Origin of the sequence: Rhodanobacter aciditrophus (assembly GCF_042679525.1) — a bacterium.
In the GTDB taxonomy this organism is placed as follows: domain Bacteria; phylum Pseudomonadota; class Gammaproteobacteria; order Pseudomonadales; family Marinomonadaceae; genus Marinomonas; species Marinomonas aciditrophus.
In genome coordinates, this window is record NZ_JBHTMN010000011.1 from 218517 (window position 1) to 241075 (window position 22559).

The 22559-nt window shown below is 46.6% G+C and carries 19 protein-coding genes; 12 read left to right on the forward strand and 7 right to left on the reverse strand.

Annotated features, from left to right (window positions below):
- Position 1 precedes the first annotated feature (1 nt).
- The 7 genes from trpA (at position 2) to ACFQ45_RS10070 (ending at position 6999) form a co-directional block, all read left to right on the forward strand.
- Positions 2 to 808 (forward strand): tryptophan synthase subunit alpha, encoded by an 807-nt coding sequence (gene trpA, locus ACFQ45_RS10040; RefSeq protein ID WP_377367234.1) that lies wholly within the window; start codon positions 2 to 4, stop codon positions 806 to 808.
- Positions 809 to 838: 30 nt separating this feature from the next.
- Positions 839 to 1702 carry an acetyl-CoA carboxylase, carboxyltransferase subunit beta gene (gene accD / locus ACFQ45_RS10045; RefSeq protein ID WP_377367235.1) on the forward strand — a complete coding sequence of 288 codons (864 nt, stop codon included), beginning with the start codon at positions 839 to 841 and terminating at the stop codon, positions 1700 to 1702.
- A gap of 4 nt (positions 1703 to 1706) precedes the next feature.
- Positions 1707 to 2927, forward strand: coding sequence for a bifunctional tetrahydrofolate synthase/dihydrofolate synthase (gene folC / locus ACFQ45_RS10050; RefSeq protein WP_377367237.1), 1221 nt, complete (start codon positions 1707 to 1709; stop codon positions 2925 to 2927).
- 17 nt (positions 2928 to 2944) lie between these two features.
- Positions 2945 to 3553, forward strand: coding sequence for an SPOR domain-containing protein (locus ACFQ45_RS10055; protein ID WP_377367239.1), 609 nt, complete (start codon positions 2945 to 2947; stop codon positions 3551 to 3553).
- Positions 3554 to 3624: 71 nt separating this feature from the next.
- On the forward strand, positions 3625 to 4158 hold the full coding sequence (locus ACFQ45_RS10060; RefSeq protein ID WP_377367241.1) for a CvpA family protein: 534 nt from the start codon (positions 3625 to 3627) through the stop codon (positions 4156 to 4158).
- Between the two features lie 65 nt (positions 4159 to 4223).
- Positions 4224 to 5732, forward strand: a complete 1509-nt coding sequence (gene purF, locus ACFQ45_RS10065) for an amidophosphoribosyltransferase (protein WP_377367243.1) — start codon at positions 4224 to 4226, stop codon at positions 5730 to 5732.
- A gap of 94 nt (positions 5733 to 5826) precedes the next feature.
- Positions 5827 to 6999: an O-succinylhomoserine sulfhydrylase gene (locus ACFQ45_RS10070; protein WP_377367245.1), complete on the forward strand. Its 1173-nt coding sequence runs from the start codon at positions 5827 to 5829 to the stop codon at positions 6997 to 6999.
- Positions 7000 to 7033: 34 nt separating this feature from the next.
- Here the strand turns inward: ACFQ45_RS10070 and ACFQ45_RS10075 are convergent, their stop codons facing one another.
- The 5 genes from ACFQ45_RS10075 to ACFQ45_RS10095 form a co-directional block, all read right to left on the reverse strand.
- On the reverse strand, positions 7034 to 7456 hold the full coding sequence (locus ACFQ45_RS10075) for a hypothetical protein (RefSeq protein WP_377367247.1): 423 nt from the start codon (positions 7454 to 7456) through the stop codon (positions 7034 to 7036).
- 21 nt (positions 7457 to 7477) lie between these two features.
- Positions 7478 to 8266, reverse strand: a complete 789-nt coding sequence (locus tag ACFQ45_RS10080; RefSeq protein ID WP_377367249.1) for an OmpA/MotB family protein — start codon at positions 8264 to 8266, stop codon at positions 7478 to 7480.
- 1 nt (position 8267) lies between these two features.
- Positions 8268 to 9035, reverse strand: coding sequence for a motility protein A (locus ACFQ45_RS10085; protein WP_377367251.1), 768 nt, complete (start codon positions 9033 to 9035; stop codon positions 8268 to 8270).
- A gap of 136 nt (positions 9036 to 9171) precedes the next feature.
- Positions 9172 to 12297, reverse strand: coding sequence for an efflux RND transporter permease subunit (locus ACFQ45_RS10090; protein WP_377367253.1), 3126 nt, complete (start codon positions 12295 to 12297; stop codon positions 9172 to 9174).
- A 12-nt stretch (positions 12298 to 12309) separates the two neighbouring features.
- Positions 12310 to 13404 (reverse strand): efflux RND transporter periplasmic adaptor subunit, encoded by a 1095-nt coding sequence (locus ACFQ45_RS10095; RefSeq protein ID WP_377367255.1) that lies wholly within the window; start codon positions 13402 to 13404, stop codon positions 12310 to 12312.
- Between the two features lie 275 nt (positions 13405 to 13679).
- Here ACFQ45_RS10095 and ACFQ45_RS10100 point away from each other — a divergent pair, with 275 nt between their 5' ends.
- From ACFQ45_RS10100 to ACFQ45_RS10120, 5 genes are all read left to right on the forward strand, one after another.
- Entirely contained in the window at positions 13680 to 15590 is a 1911-nt protein-coding gene (locus tag ACFQ45_RS10100; protein ID WP_377367257.1) for an ATP-binding cassette domain-containing protein, read from the forward strand.
- Between the two features lie 5 nt (positions 15591 to 15595).
- Entirely contained in the window at positions 15596 to 16192 is a 597-nt protein-coding gene (locus ACFQ45_RS10105) for a DUF2760 domain-containing protein (protein WP_377367259.1), read from the forward strand.
- The gene (locus ACFQ45_RS10110; protein ID WP_377367261.1) at positions 16193 to 17941 is read left to right on the forward strand and encodes an Hsp70 family protein; all 1749 of its coding nucleotides are present in this window, start codon (positions 16193 to 16195) and stop codon (positions 17939 to 17941) included.
- Complete coding sequence (locus tag ACFQ45_RS10115) at positions 17941 to 20643, forward strand: hsp70 family protein (RefSeq protein ID WP_377367262.1); 2703 nt, start codon at positions 17941 to 17943, stop codon at positions 20641 to 20643. Before ACFQ45_RS10110 ends, ACFQ45_RS10115 begins: the two co-directional genes overlap by 1 nt.
- A 114-nt stretch (positions 20644 to 20757) precedes the next feature.
- On the forward strand, positions 20758 to 21477 hold the full coding sequence (locus tag ACFQ45_RS10120) for an SIMPL domain-containing protein (RefSeq protein WP_377367264.1): 720 nt from the start codon (positions 20758 to 20760) through the stop codon (positions 21475 to 21477).
- Positions 21478 to 21493: 16 nt separating this feature from the next.
- Here ACFQ45_RS10120 and ACFQ45_RS10125 read toward each other — a convergent pair whose 3' ends face one another.
- Positions 21494 to 21979 (reverse strand): putative 4-hydroxy-4-methyl-2-oxoglutarate aldolase, encoded by a 486-nt coding sequence (locus tag ACFQ45_RS10125; protein WP_377367266.1) that lies wholly within the window; start codon positions 21977 to 21979, stop codon positions 21494 to 21496.
- Positions 21980 to 22072: 93 nt separating this feature from the next.
- Complete coding sequence (locus tag ACFQ45_RS10130; protein WP_377367268.1) at positions 22073 to 22483, reverse strand: hypothetical protein; 411 nt, start codon at positions 22481 to 22483, stop codon at positions 22073 to 22075.
- Between the last annotated feature and the right edge of the window lie 76 nt (positions 22484 to 22559).

Sequence of the window (22559 nt, forward strand, 5' to 3'; positions counted from 1 at the left end):
TATGGGCCGCATTCAAACGTGTTTCGATCAGTTAAATGGTGAAGGTAAAAAAGCCTTAATACCGTACATCACTGCAGGAGACCCAAGTCCAGATCATACGGTTGAACTGATGCATGCATTGGTTGAGTCGGGTGCGGATATCATTGAACTGGGTATGCCGTTTTCTGATCCTATGGCGGATGGTCCTGTGATTCAGTTGGCCTGCGAGCGTGCATTAGCTGCAGGCACAACAGTGCGTAAAGTACTAGAGATTGTAAAAGAGTTTCGATCAATTAATGCTCAAACCCCCGTGGTATTAATGGGATATTTGAACCCGATTGAGTTCTTTGGCTATCAAGCATTTTCTGATGCAGCAAAAGAAGCGGGTGTAGATGGCATTTTATTAGTAGATTTGACTCCTGAAGAAGCGACAGATGTAGTAGAATGCTTCCGCAACAACGACATCGACTTAATTTATTTATTGTCACCGACTACTACCAAGCAGCGTGCAGAGAAAATATGCGCACTTGCTTCTGGGTATGTGTATTACGTGTCGGTTAAAGGTGTGACGGGTTCTGCGTCCTTAGACGTGGACAGTGTGCGCGCCCATGTCGAGTCGTTAAAAGACATTACAGCGCTACCGATAGGCGTTGGCTTTGGTATTCGAGACCCACAGACAGCAAAAGTTGTGAGTGAGTGCTCAGACGGGGTCATTGTCGGTAGTGTTCTGGTAAATGCCATCGCGCAATCGCGTGGCAAAACACAAGATGAAATTGCTAATGCATTACGTAAAATCCTAGCTCCGATGCGCTCAGAGATGGATAAGTAAGTATTAGCCTGTAACAATTTGGAGAGTTAAATGAGCAGTTGGCTAGATAAATTTGTTCCTACGATTATGCGTAGCGAAACCCGTCGCACTCAAGGTAGTGTGCCAGAAGGTCTTTGGAAGAAATGTCCTAAATGTGACAACGTTCTTTACCGTCCAGAGTTAGAAAAAAACTTAGATGTTTGTCCTAAGTGTGAGCACCACATGCGTGTTTCGGCTCGTCGTCGCTTAGATATCTTCCTAGACAAAGAAGGTCGTGCTGAAATTGCAGCTCATTTGGAGCCAGAAGATAAGCTTAAGTTTAAAGACTCTAAACGTTATAAAGATCGTCTTGCTGCTGCGCAAAAAGCGACCGGTGAAAAAGACGCCTTGGTGGCAATGGAAGGCACTCTAAACGGTATGCCAGTTGTTGCAGTGGCCTTTGAGTTTAGTTTCCTAGGTGGATCTATGGGGGCTATCGTTGGCGAAAAATTTGTTCAAGCAGCAAACGTTAGTTTAGAAAAAGGTATTCCATTGATCTGTTTCTCTGCTTCTGGCGGTGCCCGTATGCAAGAAGCTCTTATTTCTCTAATGCAGATGGCTAAAACCAGCGCTGCCCTAGAGAAAATGAAACAACAAGGTATTCCTTATATTTCCGCCATGACGGATCCTGTGTTCGGTGGTGTGTCTGCATCTTTGGCGATGTTAGGCGATTTGAATGTTGCTGAGCCGAATGCATTGATCGGTTTCGCTGGCCCACGAGTTATCGAACAAACAGTTCGTGAGAAACTGCCTGAAGGTTTCCAACGTTCTGAATTTTTGTTGGATAAAGGCGCTCTAGATATGATCATTTCCCGTCACGATTTGCGTGACCGCTTATACAATGTACTTTCTATCTTGACGAACAAAGCAGCCTAAGTTAATGCCAACAAGGTCTCTTACAGATTGGCTCTCTTACATAGAGAGCCAGCACCCTTCGGAAATAGAGTTAGGTCTTGAACGAGGCCTAACAGTTCTCAGTAAACTCAATTTAGGTCGCCCTAAGCAGAAAGTAATCACAGTAGCGGGTACCAATGGTAAGGGCTCTACCTGTGCCATGTTGACTCAGTACTTAGTGGCTAGTGGCTTCAAAGTAGGGACCTATACATCACCTCACTTTCTTCGTTTTAACGAACGTGTTGCCCTTGATGGTCAGGAGTGTTCTGACGAACTTTTGTGTCAGGCCTTTGAAAAAATTGAAAAAGTTCGCGGTGATACTCCGTTAACCTATTTCGAATTTTCGACCCTGGCGGCATTATGGGTGTTTGATCAACTTGAGTTGGACTATTGGGTGCTTGAAGTTGGTTTAGGCGGACGCTTAGATTCTGTGAATATGGTGGATACGGACCTTGCGGTCGTAACGTCTATTGCCTTAGACCATGTTGATTGGTTAGGGGATTCCATTGAAATTATCGGTCGTGAAAAATCCGGTATTGGGCGCAAGGGTAAACCGTTTGTATCGGGCGTGGTAAATCCACCAGAAAGCATTGCTGTAACGGCAGCAGAGCTTGGTGCTAGGTTAACCCAAAAGCATGTGGATTTTAGTTTTACTCTTGATGGAGATGGATGGCGGTGGTGGACAGACAATGTGTCCTTTGAGAACCTGCCAATTCCTAAGTTACCTTTAGAAAATGCTGCGACAGTTATTGAAGTACTGCGAGTGCTTCAGGTTGACTTGGATCAGGATAAATTAACCGATCTGTTTGCTAATGCGACCTTACTGGGGCGTTTTCAAAAAGTTGCTAATGAACCTGATTTATACATTGATGTGGCCCATAATCCAGAAGCTGCTACCCAATTAAAACAGCAGGTTGAGCACTTAGGTCAGCCTGTGATTGCCGTGTGCGGCATGCTGAAAGACAAAGACATTGCCGCTGTGATGGCGACCCTAGCGGATAGTTTTGAAAGTTGGAAGTTAATCGGTCTTCATGGTCCCCGTGGGGCGACAGCTGAAGAGCTCAAGGGATATTTAAATCAAGCTGAAACCTTTGTCAGTTTAACCGATGCGGTGTCATCCGCAGTCGAGGAGGCTAAGGTCAAAGGGGCAGCGATTGTCGTGTTCGGTTCCTTCTTAACGGTTTCCGAATATCTGGCAAATCAATAAGCTAAGGTAAGGATGTCATGTTAGATACCAAGACAAAATATCGATTGATTGGCGCTGGGTTGTTAGTGCTGTCAGCAGCTGTGCTTTTGCCATTGGTATTAGACGGAGAGCGACCTCCTGAGCTTGATGTGCAAGTAGTTGTGCCAGAGCGACCAGCATTCCCAGAAGTGGCTATTGCGCCAGTTAAATCGATGGATGACCTGGTAGTGCAACAACAAGAGACCGCCAGTGCCGCTAATAGTCAGGAAAGCTCGCCAAATGATATTGAGCTTATTCCAACCCCTAAGGCGGCTGCTCCAACGCAAGAGCCACTAGACACTCGCACTAAGACGGCTAGTGTTGCCGTCGCGCCAACGCAAGAGCCTGTGAAGGCGCCTGCTCCTGAGCCAATTGCAGAACGCTGGACTTTACAGGTGGCAACTTTTGGCAAAAAAGAAAACGCAACACGTACTCTTAAGAGGCTACAGGATGCTGGGTATCCTGCTTATATTATGACCACTAATGCACTGTATAAAGTGTTTGTTGGTCCTGAGTTAAAACGCAGTGCTTCGGACAAAGCGAAGGAAGATGTGAAGAAAGAGTTTTCACTGAACGGTATTGTCGTGAAATATTCTCCGAATTCGTAAATCTTCCCCTTTGGTTGCTTGGAATAACGTGAGCTTTTGGTAAACTTCGCAGCGAAATATAAGAGGTACGTGTGGAGCAGATACAATCTATTTCAACTTTAGACTGGCTGATCATTGCGGTGATCCTATTGTCTTCATTGTTGAGCTTAAAACGCGGCTTTGTTAAAGAGGTCCTATCCCTAGTTACCTGGGTAGTGGCCTTTGTGGTAGCAGTAAAATTCAGTGATTCACTGCAAACCTTATTAATTGATCAAGTTCAAAATGACCAAATTCGCTACATTGTTTCCTTCGTTAGCTTATTTATAGCGACCTTAGTGATTGGTGCCTTGGTGAGTTTTGTTCTTGGCTCTTTAATTCAGGTGACGGGTTTATCCAGTACCGATCGTGTACTTGGAATGCTGTTTGGCTTCGCCCGTGGTAGCTTAATCGTAGTGGCCTTTGTGTCTCTGTTAAGCTTGAGTCCAGCCATTGAGAAAGCAGAGTTCTGGAAGTCTTCTCAATTGGTGCCGCAATTAGTTGTTATGAAAGATTGGGTGCGCGAGATGTTAGGCAAGGGTAGTGAATCTTTAGATTCGTCCCTCATTGAGCGCGCCTTAAGTAGTTAATGCACCCAGTGCAAAAGTTGTAAAGAACGGCCTAGTCGTTTCCCCTAATCACGAGGTATATATACATGTGTGGTATCGTTGGTGTCGTAGCCACGTCGATGGTTAATCAAACCATTTTTGACGCTCTCACGCTTCTCCAGCATCGCGGACAAGACGCAGCTGGTATGGTTACAAGCCATAATGGACTATTGTGCTTGCGTAAAGACAATGGCCCAGTGAGTGAAGTGTTTCGTACACGACACATGAAGAAGCTACATGGCAACATTGGTATCGGTCACGCCCGTTATCCAACTGCTGGTACATCTAGCTCTGCTGAAGCTCAGCCTTTTTATGTGAACTCTCCCTACGGAATTTCGTTAGCCCATAACGGTAACCTAACTAATACTGCCAAATTGAAGCAAGAGGTGTTTGAGTCGGATTTGCGACACATTAACACGACCTCTGATTCAGAGGTGTTGGTCAACGTCTTGGCTCATGAGCTTCATGAGGAAGGCAAATTGGTGCCAACGCCAGAGGACATTTTTAATGCCCTAGAGCGTGTATACAAGCGTATCGAGGGTGGCTATGCTGTGGTCGCTTTGATTACTGGCTACGGTATTCTTGCATTCCGCGACCCTGACGGCATTCGTCCTTTGATCTACGGATCAAAAGAGACGGAGAAGGGGACTGAATACATGGTCGCTTCTGAGAGTGTCGCTCTCGATGCTGCTGGCTTCAAAATTGAGCGAGACATTCGCCCTGGCGAAGCTCTGTTCTTTGATGTAAACCACAAGGTTCATCAACGTCAATGTACCGAAGCAAAAGTTCCACGCCCATGTTTGTTTGAGTATGTTTACTTTGCTCGCCCTGATACTGTGATCGACAGCATTTCTGTCTACAAAGCACGTATCAATCAAGGGGATCGTTTGGCTGCAAAGATCAAACGTGAATGGGCTGATCACGATATTGATGTGGTTATTCCAATCCCAGATACCAGCCGTACAGCAGCACTTCAAATCGCTCAGGAATTAAACATTCCTTTCCGTGAAGGCTTGGTCAAAAACCGTTACATCGGTCGTACTTTCATTATGCCGGGGCAAACCGTGCGTAAGAAATCTGTACGTCAGAAGTTGAACCCAGTACCGTTTGAGTTCAAAGACAAGAACGTTCTTTTGGTGGATGATTCCATCGTACGTGGTACCACCAGTAAAGAGATCATTGAAATGGCTCGTGAAGCAGGTGCGAAGAAAGTCTACATCGCATCCGCGGCACCTGAAGTTCGTTATCCGAACGTTTATGGTATCGACATGCCTGCTGCAGAAGAGCTGATTGCTCACGATCGTAATGTTGAAGAGATCTGTGAATTAATCGGTGCTGACCGTCTTATTTTCCAAGATTTAGAAGATTTGATCAGTGCTTGTATCGATGAGAAGCATTCCGATGTTCGTGAATTCGATACTTCAGTGTTCGATGGTAACTATATCACTGGCAACATTGATTCAAGCTACCTTGAATCTCTCGCGAGTGCGCGCAGTGATGCCCAGAAAGAAGCCGTCGAAACAAAATCTTCAAACGATATGATGTACCCAATGTAACCCCATTGGTTTAGCATATCTGAATGTTTTGCTCATGCTAAGCCAGGTTTTAACCTGGCTTAGTTGTTTTTAAAGCGTCAAAGTGGAGTGACCTATGTCTGAATACAACGATGCAACGCTCGCGATTCGAGCGGGGATTCGTCAAACCCAAGAGCAAGAGAATAGTGAAGCCATTTTCACCACATCAAGCTTCGCTTATTCAAGTGCTGCGGAAGCGGCCGCTAAGTTTTCTGGAGAAGTAGACGGTAATGTATATTCCCGCTTTACCAACCCAACGGTAGAGATGTTTGAAAAGCGTCTTGCAGCCCTTGAAAAGGGTGAGGCAGCGATTGCCACAGCATCAGGTATGGCGGCATTGATGACCTTAGGTTACAGCTTGCTGAAAGCCGGTGACAAGGTGGTTTGTTCCCGTAATATTTTTGGTTCCACAGTAAAATTCTTCAATACTTACATGGCTAAATATGGTGTTGAAATCGCCTATGTGGATGCCACAGATTATGCCGCATGGGAACAAGAGATCGATGAGAAAACACGCTTGTGTTATTTTGAAACACCCTCTAACCCACTTTACGAAGTAGTTGACGTTCCAAAAGTAGCGGAATTAGCCCATGCCAAAGGCGCTCTTTTGTGCGTGGATACGGTGTTGGCGACACCAGCTCTACAGAATCCTTTGACCCAGGGTGCAGACATCGTCATGCAGTCAGCCACCAAGTTTATTGATGGTCAGGGTCGCTGTTTAGGTGGCGCACTGATTTCATCGAAAGAAATTGTCGGTGAGTTTGTCGCCTTTATGCGTAGCGCTGGGCCGACTATGAGCCCGTTTAACGCATGGGTTCTTTTAAATGGTCTTGAGACTTTGAGTTTAAGAATGACAGCTCATTCTGCTAATGCACAAGCTTTAGCAGAATACCTTGAGCAACATCCTAAAGTTGTGAAAGTGAATTATGGGGGGTTGCCATCCCATAAGTACCATGAGTTGGCGAAAGCACAGCAGAAAGGTTTCGGTGGGGTATTATCGTTTGAGTTAGATGGAGGCAAAGAGGCTGCCTGGAAATTCATTGATAATACTAAGTTGATGTCTATCACGGGTAACTTGGGTGATACTAAAACCCTAGTGACTCATCCGGCTACCACGACTCATGGTCGTTTGACGGATGAAGAAAAGCTAAAAGCGGGTATCAAGCCTGGCTTAGTTCGCTTGTCAGTGGGTTTAGAAGATATCCAAGACATCATCCAAGACGTTGAAAGCGCGTTGTCGGCTATTTAACTGTTTAATAAAAAAGAGCGCATTGCGCTCTTTTTTATTTGTCTAACTCACTGTCTAACAGGTCTTTCTCATCCTGTTTTAGTCGCTCCAGAGCCGCTCTCTTAAGTTCTGCTTTCTGGGTATCAAGCACTAACTCATCGATAAATTCAAGCACACTGTCCTCGGTAGCAGTAAACTGCCAGCCTGAGTGATTATGCGTTCGATGTATCAGTCGGGCTTTAATTTGACCTATGATCTGGTCGTCTTGATCAAGCACAAACGCCATGATATCCCCTTCATTCACTTCAAGCAGAACATCATCTTCTATAGCCAAGGCTACCCCTAAAACACTAATGTCTATGCAAGGTAAAACCAAATCGTTATGTAGAAAACGAAGTTTATGGCCTGTTGGTTTTACTCGTAAGGCATTACGTCGCTCTTGGGAGTGATAGGTGATTTGTGAGTCCCTGTTGCTCATAGACACTGCCTTGATGCCTGTTTAGGGATTGTTTTGAGTGAATGGGATGGGTTTATCTTTATCCCTTTGAAGTACGAACTCCACCCTGCGATTTTGAGCCCGATTGGCAGGTGTGTCATTACGAACCAAAGGAATACTGTCGGCATAACCCGTAGCAGTCATGCGTTCTGCTGGAATATCGTTCTCAAGAAAATAGCGTAACGTAGTGGTGGCCCGAATGGCAGACAGTTCCCAGTTACTCGGGAAACGAGTGGTATTAATGGGGATGTTGTCCGTATGACCTTTTATGTTGATGTCGTAGTCAGGATATTTGTTAAAGATTGCCAATAAAGTTTGGTAGATAGGGAGGGCGGTATAAAGGATTTCCGCTTCACCAGACTCAAATAATGAAGCACCATCAATACGAATGGTGATTTTTTCGCCGTCTTCAAAAACAGAGACTTGGCTGTCCATGCTGGCGGCATTAAATCGACTCGCCACATCGTTGGCAATGGTGTTCACCTCTTCACGAACGACTTCGTCGACGGGTTCCTCTGCATAGGTGAGCTCTTTATTGGTGGCCATTTGTGGCTCAACTGGCTTAATAGTCTCAGTGCCGCCACCTGAATATTTTAGAGGATCTTGGCGAACTAATGCGCCATTACTGTTCAAGGCTATTTGAATGGATGACAGGGCAGCCACAAGTGTGGTTTCGGTCATGCGAGATAAGCTGTACAAGAGGATAAAAAAGACCAAAAGCAGCGACATGAGATCGGCAAAGGTGAAAATCCAGCCAGCATTATCATCGTCATCAAATAACGGATCACTCATGCTACTCTCCAAATCCCGCAGGTTTACGTTGGTGCGCAGGGACATAGGACGATAAACGCTCATAGACGGCTAAGTAATTATTACTGCCTAACAAACTAATGGTGCCGTCACGGATGATCTCTAACGTTTGGATTTCGAGAATGGTTCGTGCTTTAAGTTTCCCGGCAATAGGATTGAATATGACGGTTGCTAAAAGAGAGCCGTAAAAGGTCGTCAACAGAGCCACAGCCATGGAGGGGCCAATGGTCTCTGGGTCATCTAGCTGAGATAGCATTTGTATCAAACCAATTAGGGTACCTAGCATACCAAATGCGGGAGCATAGGTGCCCATTTTCTTGAAAACATCTTGAATAACGTAGTGACGCATTTTAAGGGAATCAATGTCTGCTTGCAGTGTGTTACGGATGTACTCTTCATCGGAAGCATCAGACGCCATGCCTAAGGCACGCTTTAGAAAAGGAGAGTCTGCCTCAACTCGGCTTAAGGCCACTAGGCCTTCTCGGCGTGCGATCTTAGTGAGTTGCAACATGGTGGCGATCATTGCCTGTGGATCTTGTTTGTCCTGAGCAAACACGATGAACATAGCTCTTAAGGCCGCGATGGTATCTTTAAACTGGAAGGTTAAAAGTGTGGCAGCGATGGTGCCACCAATTACGATCATAATTCCAGGAACATTAATAAAAATGGTTAGATCATCACTACCAAGGAATATGGCGCCAATGATTAATGCGATACCTGAAATAATGCCTATAAATGAAGCGAAATCCATTGAGTCATACACCTAATTTGCACAAAGGGACGAAAGTCTCATTATGTAGAGCTGGTACTTTATCTACAAGGGGAGTTTGTAAGTTTTTTGTATGTAAAGAAAATAAGCCCTCAAAAAGAGGGCTTATGATGGTTTATTATTCAGTTTGTAACGCCTCGAGCTGTTTTCGCTCTCGTCTTCGGTAACCTAATACTAGCAAGCAGGGCGTTAGGATTAATGTCAGTGGCGTCGCAAACGCTAAGCCGCCAGCAATGGCAGTCGATAACTGTGTCCACCATTGGGCGGAGGGGGCACCGACACTGATCGCCTGATGAACAAAATCAATATTTAGCTGGAAAACCATGGGGACCAGCCCCAGTATGGTTGTGATAGTGGTCAACATGACAGGTCGTAAGCGCTGAACTCCCGTTCTGATCGCCGCTTCTTTTACCGCCATGCCTTGATTTCTCAAACCATTAAAGGTGTCGATCAAAACGATATTGTTGTTCACCACCACTCCAGCAAGGGCAATGACACCCACGCCACTCATCACAATGCCAAAGGGTTCTCCTTTGAGCATTAATCCGATGAAGACGCCCATGGTGGAGAAGATCACGGCACTCAAGATCAACAAACATTGAAAGAAGTTATTGAACTGAGTCACCAAGATAATGGCCATGATGAAGAAGGCCACACCAAAGGCTTTCATAAGGAACATCATGGATTTTTGCTGATCTTCTGTGTTGCCCCGGAATTCGTAGGACAGTGTGCTCGGCAAGTTTGAGCGTTCTAGTTCCGCTCGAATCTCTTTGATGACTTCATCTACCACTAAGCCATCCACAACATCCGCAGAAATCTTAACGGTTCGCTTACCGTCAACACGATTAATGAGGCCTTGTTTAGGAGCCGCATGGCGTTCAACAAAGTTACTAATGGGAATGGCTCCAGAGGCTGAGGGGATGTGAAGTTGATCCAGCTGGCCGAGGTTTCGTTGCTCTGTTGGGAAGCGCAACAGGATGTCGATCTTATCGTCCGCACCATCGGGCAAAAAATCTCCTAGGGTAATCCCCGTAGTGACAAGCTTGACCACACTACCAAGCATGTCCACATCAACACCAAATTTACTGGCTTCCGCTCGGTCAATGTCCATACGCCATTCAATACCGGGAAGAGAGCGATCATCACTGACAGAAACAATCTCTTTACGTTTTGCTAGCTCAGATGAAATCTGATTAGCGGCCTGATCAAGCACCTCTGAGAAATTAGAGCTAAGCTCAAGTTCGATGTCGGAGCCCGACTGAGGTCCACCTTGTTCCACCACAGAAGCGACCTTGATACCAGGGATCGACTGAGCATTAGCACGAATGTCTGCCAGAATATCGTTCGCGGGACGGCGTTTATTCCAGTCTATAAACTCCATGGTGAGCGTGCCAATGGCATCTGGTGCATCATTATTACCCGGTGTTGCGTAGACAGTGGTCACTAGGCTTTCAAGTTCCGGGTGCCCGAGTACCTGACGTTCCACCTGACGCACCAAGGCGTCTTTCTCATCAAGGGATAAGTCCCCGCGGGCACGTACCTCTAAGTTCGCCACCTCAGGTTCAATGTTAGGGAAGAACTCAACACCTTTACCAAAAGAGCCATAGACAAAAAACACACTCATTAACATGGCAATAGCGAAGCAAAGCACCAAAATAGGGTAGTTCACTAATTTAGTAAGTAATCTGCCATAGCGACCAGTGATACCTTTTAACTCACTTAGATCACCGGTTTCAGTGAGCTTTAAGGTGGCCATAGTCTTTTCACTATAAGCCCCGCGTTTGCCTATTAACGAACCCAGGGTGGGTAACAGAATAAGCGCCATAACTAAGGATGCCACCAAGGTAGCGATAATGGTGATTGGCATATAGCGCATAAACTCACCCACGATGTCCGGCCAAAAAAGTAATGGCATAAACACCGCTAGCGTTGTCGCGGTGGAGGCGGTAATTGGCCAGGCCATTCGCTTAGCTGCCTCGGCATAGGCTTGGCGCTTTGATGCTCCTTCAGCGAGTTTGCGGTCCGCGTATTCGGTCACCACAATCGCGCCATCCACCAACATGCCCACACTCAGGATCAGCGCAAAGAGAACGACCATATTTATGGTGTAACCCTGTAGGTTAAGCAGCAATATACCCGTCAAAAATGCTCCTGGGATGGCGAGTCCTACTAATATGGAAGAACGAAGGCCAAGTGCCCAAACGATCACAATCATAACGAGGAGAGTCGCGGCCAGGACATTGTTGAACAGGTCATTGAGGGAGGTTTCTATTTGAATAGATTCATCTTGAGTGAGGCTGTATTCAATGCCTTCTGGCCATGTTGCACTGTCTTGTATGACCACTGATTTAACGGCGTTGATGGTGTCAATGACGTTTGCGCCGACACGTTTTGACACGGCTAGGGTGATGCTGCTTCGTCCGTTAACACGGGCATAGGAGCTTGGGTCTTCAAAGGTCATTTCGCCTGTGGCGATGTCTTTAATCAACACAACCTTTTGATTGGTGACCTTCACCGGTAGGTTCATGATGTCTTCTTTTGTTTGCAGTAGACCTGGCACTTTAAGGGCGAAGCGTCCCGCTCCCGTATCAAGATTACCAGCTGCTACTAGACGGTTATTAGAAGACAACAGGGTGCCGATTTCCGCAATAGAGAGACCATAGCTGTCGAGTTTTTCTTGGCTGATAATGATTTCAGCCTGTTGGTCACGATCACCGCTAATGCTGGCTTCTAGCACCCCTTGCACGGCTTCAACATTGTCTTGGAGGTCGTGGGCAATGCCACTTAATGTGGCAAAACTGACATCTCCATAGAGGTTAATACGGATGACAGGAAAGGTTGAAAGATTGATTTCGCTTACGGTGGGTTCTTCCGCGTCTGCAGGTAAATCACTTTTGGCTCGGTCAACTTTATCTTTTGCGTCTAGAATGGCTTGGTCAATATCAATACCTGAGTCAAATTCAAGCATGATGGACGCATGACCTTCTGATGCGGTTGAGCGAATCTCTTTAAGGCCTTCCACACTGCGCAGTTCTTGTTCCAGAGGATGGATTAACAAGCTGTCCGCATCTTCTGGGGAGATGCCTTCTAAGGTCACCGAAACATATGCCATTGGTATGGTAATGTCAGGGTTACTTTCTTTTGGAATCTCAATGTAAGAGACGGTACCCATTACTAAAATGAGCACAAAGAGCATTAGAACGGTGCGCGATCTGGAAAGCGCAGCTTCAATCAATTTTTGCACGCTTGCCTCTCCTTAACGCTGATAATGGGCTTCCACGGTGTCACCAACGGACACAAAACCTTGTCCCACAGTGATCACATTAACGTTATTAGGCAAGCCTGTTACCCAAACCTTATCGCGGTCAGAACGTATAATAGTGACCTTGTTTTCCACTACTTGATTGTCGACGTTAAGGGTTTTAACGGACATGTCCCCTTGATCATCGACCGATAGTAATGCGGGGGAAAGGGAGTGGGCTTTGGTTTCGCTAAGCTCGAAACTAATGTGAGCACTAATACCAGCAGGAATACTGTAATCTTCGTTTTGGACTTCAAGTTCAACAGGCAAGGTGCGGGTTGCGGCGTCAGCTTGAGCGCTACTGTAGCGCACCACACTTTCTACTGTTTCACCGTTGTCGAGTGTGACCCGTGCAAAGGTGCCGACGGGTACCTGTCCCAAATAAATTTGCGGTACGTTGACCTCAACAACCAATGGGGAGACATCGAGTAGGGTGCCTAAATCGTCTCCTACACTTACCTGCTGGCCTGTTTTGATAGAAAAGTTGTTTAAAATACCAGAAAACGGGGCTCTTATTTGAGCGTGCTCAAGATCAACTTCTATCGCTGCTAGGTTCGCTTTGGCGGTAGATAGGGCCGCTTCAGCTTCGGCGACGCTGACTTGGGAAGTGAGTTGCTGGCCACTTAGACGCTTGACGCCATCCAATTCTAAAGTACGTTGTTTGATAACAGCCCGTGCTTGAAGAATCTGAGCATCCAAAGTTCGGTGATCGATTTCTAAAATGATGTCACCTTTTTTAACGTAATCACCTTTGCTGGCGTTTACCTTAGTCACTTGTCCTTGCAGCTGATTGATGAGAGTTAAAGAGGTATTAAAAGCCGTCTGACCACTAAGATTAAGAGTGTTAGTGATGAATTCTGCGGTCAGTGTTTGTGCCTGTACGGATGTAATCTTTGGTGCTTCAGAGTTTTCCATCCCTGAATTGGAAGGGGGGGATGCCACATCCGCTTGCGCAGTGGTTATGCCATTCCCTCCAGCATACATCCAAATAACAGTGATACCTGTGATGGCTATTGCCGTAATAGGGCCAACTTTGTTTTTCAGCCTCATTGTGTTCTCCATGGCGAAAATTCAAACTATGACGTAAAGATGAACGTTATACTTTTTATGTTATGTCACTTTATACATTAATGTATGCGGTAGTCATAACCTTCTGAATATTAAAGCGGGTTATGTATCAATATAGGTCAATATAAGAGTGTATCTCGCACAAAAAATGCCCTGACTGACGGATTTATTTTTTAAATCCATGGCTTTTATTAAAACAACAAGGGCAAGAGTGGTAACATGGCGCCACGAAATTGACCCTGTTTTTACGGAATATTATGAGTCTATTAACACTCGATCAGGTAAGTGTGGCTTTCGGCCACAATCCGTTACTCTCAAAAGTTAGCTTTTCCGCGGATGCGGGAGAGCGAGTTGCCATCATCGGACGCAACGGTGCTGGCAAATCTACCTTCTTAAAAATTGTAGCCGGCGAGATTATCCCGGACGAAGGTGTGGTGCGAGTTGAAGGAGGCATGAGGGTGGCACAATTGCCACAGGAGCTTCCTGAAGCCAATAACAAAACAGTTCGTGAAGTAGTCAGCGAAGGTGCTGGCGATATTCATGACATGATGCTGCGTTATAACGCCTTATTGGAAGATTTCTCTGACGCCAACGCAGACGAAATGGCATCCATTCAAAACGAATTAGATAAGCGTGGAGGTTGGGATCTAGAGCAACGAGTGAATCACATGATTCAACGATTAGCTCTACCTGCTGACAAGCTGATGTCAGAATTATCCGGTGGCTGGCGCCGTCGGGTGATCCTTGCCCAAGCACTACTATCAAACCCTGATGTATTGCTTTTGGACGAACCGACTAACCATTTGGACGTGCCTACCATCGAATGGATGGAAAGCCAGCTTAAGCAGTTCCGTGGCTTAATCTTGTTTATCACCCACGATCGTCGCTTCCTAGAGAACCTTGCTAATCGTATCGTTGAATTGGACCGCGGTAATATCTTGTCTTACAGCGGCACGATTCATGGCTTCTTGGAGTACAAAGAAAAACTGTTAGAAGAAGAAGCCCGTGCCAATGCTTTGTTTGATAAACGGTTAGCAGAAGAAGAAGTCTGGATTCGACAAGGCATCAAGGCGCGTCGGACTCGTAATGAAGGTCGTGTTCGCGCATTGAAAGCCCTTCGTGAAGAGCGCAAAGAGCGTATTAACCGCCAAGGCACTGCCAAAATGACTCTAGAGACGAAAGAAAAGTCAGGCAAATTGGTGGCGGAATTTAACCAAGTGGCCCATGCCTTTGGTGATAAGCTCATTTTACGTCCTATGGATCTCATGGTTAGCCGTGGGGACCGCATTGGACTGATTGGCCCAAATGGCTGTGGTAAAAGTACGTTCTTAAAAATACTTCTCGGGCAATTAACCCCTAATGAAGGTTCTGTCCGTCAAGGCACAAAGCTTGAAATTGCCTACTTCGATCAGCTTCGTGATCAGTTAAATCCTGAAGAAACCGTGGCTAATAACGTGGCTGAGGGTAAGGAAACCATTGAAATCAATGGCCAAAGCCGCCACATAATTGGCTACTTGCAGGATTTCCTATTTCCCCCAGAACGTGCTCGCACACCGGTGAAAGCCTTGTCAGGAGGGGAGCGTAACCGTGTCCTTTTGGCTAAGTTGTTTACCAAGTCCGCGAACTTATTGGTTCTTGATGAGCCCACCAATGACTTGGATGTAGAAACGCTAGAGTTGTTGGAAGAGCTACTTATGAACTACGACGGTACCTTGCTACTCGTCAGCCACGACCGTGCCTTCTTAGACAACGTAGTAACGAGTTCCATTGCCTTTGAAGGTGATGGTGTCGTACGTGAATACGTGGGTGGCTACGAAGATTGGATTCGCCAAGGTGGTCAATTCCCAACTGAGTCGACCCTAGAGGTAGAAAAGCCCGTCAAGGTGGAGAAGAAAGCTGCGCCAGTGGAGGAAACCAAAGCTCCCCCAGCAAAGCCAAAGGCCAAACTAAGTTACAAACTGCAGCGTGAATTTGATGGAATGCCCGATGTATTAGCAAACTTTGAGGCGGATTTAGAAGCCTTAAATGAAAAGGCTGCAGCGCCAGATTTTTATACGGGTGATCAGGATGTGGTACAAAAAACTTTGGCCGACATCGCTACCAAAGAACAAGCCCTAGAAGACGCTATGGAGCGTTGGGTAGAGCTCGAAGAAATGCAAAACGGATAATATCTATGTCTGACAAACAACTTAACTCGATTGGTTTCTTGCCACGTTTTTTTGGCGCTTTTGGCCAATTATTTAAATACATGGGCAACGGTGATTACGCTGCCCGTTGTCAAGCGGTGGCAAGCGGTGAAAAGCTTGCTTTTGAAGCCAAGCCAGAAGTGATAACTAAGACCGTAGAAGTCATTAAAGAAGTGGAAGTGCAGGCGCCAAAACTGGACTCAGTGAATGAAGATGGGGCCTTGCAGTTATTACAACTGCTACAACAAGACGCACGCTTGATTGATTTTGTACAAGAAAACATTGATGGTTACGGCGATGCAGAAGTCGGTGCCGCAGCCCGTCAGATCCATAGCGGTTGTGCCAAGGTGGTATCTCAATACTTTACCATTGCGCCAGTACACAGCTCACCAGAAAACAGCCGTGTAGAAGTGGCAGCGGACTATGATCCTAAGTCCATCAAGCTGGAAGGCCGTGTGACAGGATCAGGCCCCTACACAGGCACCTTGATCCACCCAGGTTGGAAAGTGACGCAAACGAATTTACCCAAAGTGACCAGCACGGAAGGCTTAGCCATTCTTGCTCCAGCAGAAGTGGAGGTCTAGGTGTCGGAGTTTTTTATTGGTATTGATTTGGGTACCACACATTCTGCGATTTTTTATGCTGAAAAAGGTCAAGATACAGTCCTTAAGCAACTCCAGATTCCACAGCTAACGGCGCCGGGTCGAGTTGAGTCTTTGGCACTTTTGCCGTCCTTTGCTTACTTCCCACATGCAACAGAATTCCTGGAAAGTGACCGCCAATTGCCTTGGGGCAAGGTCGATGTGATTGTCGGTGCATTGGCTAGAGAGCTGGGCGCTAAATCCCAAGGCCGTATGGCCCAGAGTGCGAAAAGCTGGCTTTGCCACACCCGGGTCAATGCGGATGAGCAAGTCCTGCCAGTCGATGGGTTAGAAGAAGTGGAGAAGGTGTCTCCGGCGCAAGTGACCGAATGGTATTTAGAGCACATAGTGAATGCTTGGAACCATCAGTTTCCTAACGCCCCTATGTCTGACCAGCAAGTGGTTATCACTGTTCCAGCTTCCTTTGATCCTGCTGCTCGAGCTATTACTGAAAGTGCTGCACAAAAGGTAGGTTTGCGTGCACGCCTGATCGAGGAGCCTTTAGCCGCATTTTATGCTTGGTTAGCGGATCAAGGTGATTGGACAGACAGTCTTAACGTAAACGATCACATCCTTGTGGTGGACGTTGGCGGTGGCACCACTGACTTATCGCTTATCCAAGCAGTTGATCAAGAGGGAAGTTTAGGCCTAGAGCGTGTGGCGGTTGGTCGCCATATTTTGCTTGGTGGCGATAACATGGACATGACTCTGACTTACCACTTAGCTGGCCAGTTGGCACAGCAGGGGACTCAGTTAGAACCTTGGCAAATTACGGGGCTGACTCAAGCCTGTCGTGAAGCAAAAGAACGCCTGCTTGGTAATATCGAACTTACAGAGGCCACTGTGGTGGTACCTAGTCGTGGGCGTAGTCTGTTTAATAACAGTATCAAAGCGACTTTGACACAGGATGACGTGCAACAGCAGTTATTGGCAGGTTTTTTCCCTTCAGTGACTTTAGGTGAACGTGCTCAACAGGGCCAGCGTTCTGGTTTTGCCGCGATTAATTTGGATTACGAAGCAGACCCAGCCATTACACGCCATATTTCAGAATTTCTCGCGACAGTAGAAGTGGTGCCAAACAAGGTATTGCTCAACGGTGGTGTCTTCAATGCTGTCCCAATCCGAGCATTACTCGAGCAGCGTCTACATGAGATGCTCGGCCAGCATACTGAGTTAACCATGCTTGCGCCTTCCCATCTTGATTATGCGGTAGCCAAAGGTGCTGCATTCTATGAGAAAGTGCAGCTTGAAGGAGGCGTGAAGGTTAAAAGTGGGTTAGCAGCCAATTATTACATTGGTGTTGCCAGCCCTATGCCTGCGATTCCTGGTATGGCTCCTCCAGTAGATGCCCTATGTGTGGCGCCTTTTGGTTTAGAGGAAGGCTCAGAAGAGCAGATGTTGCCTAATGAGTTTTCTTTGGTGGTGGGCGAAACGGTAACCTTTAGATTCTTCCAATCAAAGGGTGCTGAGATGGATCCTATCGGTAAGGTGATCCCATCGTTTTCTGTTCCTGCATTGGATGAATTAAACCCTTTATCCATCGCCTTAGATGCGGGCCATTACCAAGAAGGTGATATGGTTCGAGTGATTTTATCCTCTCGGGTAACGGAGCTTGGTTTGTTGATGCTTCAAGCCCATGATGTGAACTCTGATTTAGCTTGGACCATCGAATTCCAAGTTAGGGATGCTTAATGGCGGGATCACATTATCGAGTCGGTATTGATTTAGGCACCACTAATTGTGTGGTGTCCTTTTTGTCAAAGGGGGAGTCAGAGCCTCAACTCTTTAGTATCCCCCAGTTCATGCCTGATGGCACAGTGCGCAATGGAACACAGTTACCCAGTGCGGTGTACCTATTAGCTAAAGATGAGCTTGGCAAGATTGAGCCTGTTTTGCCTTGGCGCAATCAAGCGATGGATGTGATCGTAGGGCATGGTGCCTTGGAACTAGGCCAGCGCCGTTCTGGTCAACTTGTTCAAAGTGCTAAGAGCTGGTTAAGCCACCGACAAGTGGACCGTAAGCAAGCTATTTTACCTTGGGGTAGCGAAGAGGGTGCCCGTAAAATTAGCCCCTTACAAGCCAGCGCGTATTTGTTAACCCACATCAAACAAGCTTGGGATCATGCTCATCCTGATGCCCCTTTAGCCTCTCAAGACGTTGCGTTGACTCTACCTGCGTCATTTGATGAAGAGGCCCGCGCCTTAACCCTAGAGGCAGCCAAGATGGCTGGGCTTGAGAAGCTATATTTGTTAGAAGAGCCCCAAGCTGCCTGTTATCACTTTATTCGTAATCCAGACAACCTGAAATCATTAGAACAGGCCAATATGTTGTTGGTGGTGGATATTGGTGGCGGCACGACAGACTTTAGCTTGGTTCGAATACAGCATACTGACCAAGATAAAACGGCCCTAAAGCGAGTGGCAGTGGGTGATCATCTTTTGTTGGGCGGCGATAACCTTGATCAGGCATTGGCTTATCAGTTAGATCCAAGGCAGATTTCCAGCTTGTCGGCTTCTCGCTTGGCGGCATTGGTACAGCAAACCCGTAAAGCCAAAGAAACATTGTTAAGCGACGACGCTCCTGATTCAACGACCCTAACAGTCTTAGGGGGCGGTAGTCGATTGATCGGCGGGTCGCAAAAATTTACCGTGTCTCGGGACATGTTGCTAGAACAAGTGGAATCAGGCTTTTTGCCCTTTGTATCCCTAGAGGATACATTGCAGAAGAGTACCTATGCCGTACACACCCTCGGTTTACCCTATGAACATGATGCCGCTTTTTCACGTCATCTGGCTTCGTTTATCGCTCGACATAAGACTGACATTGAACAAGCCAACGGCACTTGCATGCCTGATGCCGTATTGTTTAATGGCGGTTTGTTTAACAGCCCGAAACTAAAGCAACGGGTCCTTGAGCAACTCAATCAATGGTCAGAAAGTCCTTTGGTCGTTTGCGATGCCTCAGAGCCAAATGATGCCGTGGCAAAAGGAGCTGCTTGGTACTTGAAATCCTTAGCGGGTGAAGCGGAGCGTATTGAAAGTGGTGTGCCCCACAACCTGTTATTACAACTTGCCGATGGCAGTTTTATAGGTTTGTTACCTAAAGGTCACCTTAAGGAAGAGGCCGTTTCACTCTCTCAAGTGTTTAAACTTAAAATGGGTGAGCAGGTTCAATTTCCTCTTTATCGTTCTGATGATCATATGGAGGTTGCTTCAGGTCAGATCATAAGCGCTAATGACGGGCTGCATTTCGTCTCAAACCTAGTCACCGAGCTGGATGGGGTAAATGGATTAGCTGAAGTGGATGTGACCCTTTCGGCAACCATGACTGAGGTGGGGGTGCTTCAAGTGTCCCTTAAAGCTCAGGGACAGAGTGATCAATGGACTCTGCAGTTCGGCGTCTCCAGTCAGAATGATGCGAATGACTCTACTGAAAAACAAGATGACCACTTACATCCAAATATGGGGCAAGCAGAAGAGCATTTAGTGAAATGCTTTTCTGCCCCAGGACAAAAAGCCGACCCTGAGTTAGTGAAGTCTTTAAAGCAAGATTTAGATCGTATCTTAGGGGATCGAGATGAGTGGAATCTGGCAACCAATCGACGTCTTGCGGACAAACTATTAGCAGTTAAATCCGGACGTGGTAAATCGGCTCAGCACGAGCGTCAGTGGTTACAATTGGTGGGGTATTGTTTGCGTCCTGGCTACGGGGCATTGGGGGATGAGGCCAGAGTTGAGCAAACCTTGAATGCGACTAAGCAAGGGCCGAAATTTGATGTGGCGCCTGTTTGGGGGCAGCATTGGACCCTTTATCGACGTATCGCTGGTGGTTTGACTGAGGCCATGCAATCTAATTTGTATAAGCAGTTTGCCCAATACTATTCCCCAGCCGGACAGCGCTCTAGAGAAAAGCAAAAAGCGTTAACTACCAAGTCTAGTGATGACATGATTCGTATGGTGGGTGCCCTTGAGCGATTACCTATGGAACAAAAGCTTGAGTCCATTGATTGGCTTATGAGGCGACTCAAAAAATCTTCCGAGCCGGATACGGCTTGGTGGACCGTGGGACGTGTTGCGTCACGACAACTATTAGTGGGCGACGACCAGCATAAAGTCCCTCAAAAAGATGCCCTTAAACTGGTTGAATCTGCCCTGAAGGAAGATTGGAAAAAACGCAAACTTGCTGGCCTTGCTTCCGTTTTAATGGTGCAACCATCCAGTGACAATGATTCCAAAGAGTTGTTGGCACTGCGCAATAAGGTCCAAGTAAAACTTAAGAAAGATAAATGTCCTGTGCTTTGGGTCACAAGACTTGATACAAGCGCTGAGTACAGCGATGAAGAAATGTCCCGCCTTGTTGGCGAGACATTGCCTATTGGTCTATCTTTAAGGTAAGTCTGCTAGTGAGCAGAACTTGTTCACCATGAGTGAATGTTAAAGGGGAAGCAGCACGCTTCCCTTTTTTTATCTAAGCTGGAAAGCACTAAGTAACTGAGTCAAGGAGGGCATATGGTGCAGAAAGTGAATGTCGCGGCATGTATTCTAGGAGCTAGCCTAGTTGTCGGTCTTTTGGGGGCGGGTTGGATCGTCAATACTACAGCCAATCAGTTAAAAGCCTATGAGCGCAATGTAACAGTAAAAGGATTGGCAGAGCGTGAAGTGATGGCCAATGTTGCCATCTGGCCCATTCAGTTTGTGGTGGCCTCAAACCAGCTCGAGCAGTTGTATGAGGAAGTAGAGGCTAATACCGATAAAGTAAAAGCCTTTCTTGAGGATAACGGGATTAAACAGGAGGAGATAACCATTAGTCCTCCGGCCATTGTCGATAAAATAGCCCAACAGTACGGAGGATCGGGGCGCGCAGAGTTCCGTTACAACGCCAATCAACAAGTGACCGTTTATACCCATAATATTGAGATGGTACGTGACGCCCAAGCCAAACTGTCTGACTTAGGTAAACAAGGGGTGGTGTTATCAGGTGATATGTACCAAACACGTACAGAGTACTTATATACGGATTTAAATCTCATTAAGCCCGCAATGATCGAGCAAGCGACTGAAAATGCTCGGGAAGTGGGGGAGAAGTTTGCTTTGGACTCTGACAGTCGTCTGGGGAAGATAAAGCAAGCCTCACAAGGACAGTTTTCAATATCTGACCGGGATCAAAACAATCCGCATATTAAAAACGTTCGCGTGGTTTCTACGGTGACCTATTACCTAGTGGACTAGGAAATACAGCCCCTTGCTAAGGTAAGGCAAGGGGTTGTTTAGCGACCAATACTCCGTTTAGATCACAGTAAATGTGATCCCCATCTGCAATAGTAATGCCTGCAAAGTTTAGGGTCTTGCCTACTTCCCCTAGGCCTTTTCTCTCGGTTGGGCGGGGCTGGGCACACAAGGCTTTGATGCCAAGGTCAAGTTGCGATTGGGTTGCCACGTCTCGAACAGCACCATGAATGACGAGACCTTCCCAACCATTTTGTACGGCTTTTTCGGCCAGCATATCCCCCAACAAGGCCCGGCGCTTACTGCCGCCACCGTCTACTACCATGACTTTGCCATGCCCTGGGGTTTGTACTAGCTCCTTGACCCGGCTGTTATCCTCAAAGCAGTACACGGTGACCACTTCACCATGGAATTCCGTACGTCCGCCAAAGTCCTGAAAAATGGGGTCCGCAATATTGACGTAACTAGGATAAAGATCAAACAAGTCTGGCAATATATCTTTCACCACGGTGTCCTTGAAAAGATGAATGAAATATTACTGTATGCAAGGACTGCTTAAGCTGCCATAGACTTGGAGTGATATTCATTATGCATTGAGTTACTCTTCGGCTAGCTCTAAATTGGAAAGATCTAACAAATCGTGCTGAGCCGCCACTTGTAAGGCATTAAGAATTTGTTCGTCTGGGCTTAGCAGATTCAGTGGCGTCTCATCCCCATTTGCCCTGCGTGCCTCATGGAGATTTACATCTCGTTCTGCGAACCATTGCTCAATCGGTAGCACTTCAAAAGCAGGGTCTAGACCCTTGGTGTCGTAAAGGTTTTCAATCAGCAGATTGACGACGTCAGCATCTATGGCATACAGGGTGTCCGTATCGAGTTCTGTTGCCCACTCCGCAAGAATGTCTTGGGCTTCATAACCAAATTCATACAGTTGCTGTTCGTCTAGATTTTGTAGATTAGGTTCGATGCTGTGTTCATGAAGCCACTCATCATCAGGTGTAATAAGCACTTCCTTGATCTGTCCATCATGTGTCGACCACGTAATTAACAGTGGAAAATGAGGTTCGTCCGTAGAGTTAGCGACA

What these genes read in the sequence shown, in the direction of transcription:
- trpA (WP_377367234.1), top strand. Translation starts at nt 2, where the DNA reads ATGGGCCGCATTCAAACGTGTTTCGATCAGTTAAATGGTGAAGGTAAA.
- accD (WP_377367235.1), top strand. Translation starts at nt 839, where the DNA reads ATGAGCAGTTGGCTAGATAAATTTGTTCCTACGATTATGCGTAGCGAA.
- folC (WP_377367237.1), top strand. Translation starts at nt 1,707, where the DNA reads ATGCCAACAAGGTCTCTTACAGATTGGCTCTCTTACATAGAGAGCCAG.
- ACFQ45_RS10055 (WP_377367239.1), top strand. Translation starts at nt 2,945, where the DNA reads ATGTTAGATACCAAGACAAAATATCGATTGATTGGCGCTGGGTTGTTA.
- purF (WP_377367243.1), top strand. Translation starts at nt 4,224, where the DNA reads ATGTGTGGTATCGTTGGTGTCGTAGCCACGTCGATGGTTAATCAAACC.
- ACFQ45_RS10070 (WP_377367245.1), top strand. Translation starts at nt 5,827, where the DNA reads ATGTCTGAATACAACGATGCAACGCTCGCGATTCGAGCGGGGATTCGT.
- ACFQ45_RS10075 (WP_377367247.1), bottom strand. Translation starts at nt 7,456, where the DNA reads ATGAGCAACAGGGACTCACAAATCACCTATCACTCCCAAGAGCGACGT.
- ACFQ45_RS10080 (WP_377367249.1), bottom strand. Translation starts at nt 8,266, where the DNA reads ATGAGTGATCCGTTATTTGATGACGATGATAATGCTGGCTGGATTTTC.
- ACFQ45_RS10085 (WP_377367251.1), bottom strand. Translation starts at nt 9,035, where the DNA reads ATGGATTTCGCTTCATTTATAGGCATTATTTCAGGTATCGCATTAATC.
- ACFQ45_RS10095 (WP_377367255.1), bottom strand. Translation starts at nt 13,404, where the DNA reads ATGAGGCTGAAAAACAAAGTTGGCCCTATTACGGCAATAGCCATCACA.
- ACFQ45_RS10100 (WP_377367257.1), top strand. Translation starts at nt 13,680, where the DNA reads ATGAGTCTATTAACACTCGATCAGGTAAGTGTGGCTTTCGGCCACAAT.
- ACFQ45_RS10105 (WP_377367259.1), top strand. Translation starts at nt 15,596, where the DNA reads ATGTCTGACAAACAACTTAACTCGATTGGTTTCTTGCCACGTTTTTTT.
- ACFQ45_RS10115 (WP_377367262.1), top strand. Translation starts at nt 17,941, where the DNA reads ATGGCGGGATCACATTATCGAGTCGGTATTGATTTAGGCACCACTAAT.
- ACFQ45_RS10120 (WP_377367264.1), top strand. Translation starts at nt 20,758, where the DNA reads ATGGTGCAGAAAGTGAATGTCGCGGCATGTATTCTAGGAGCTAGCCTA.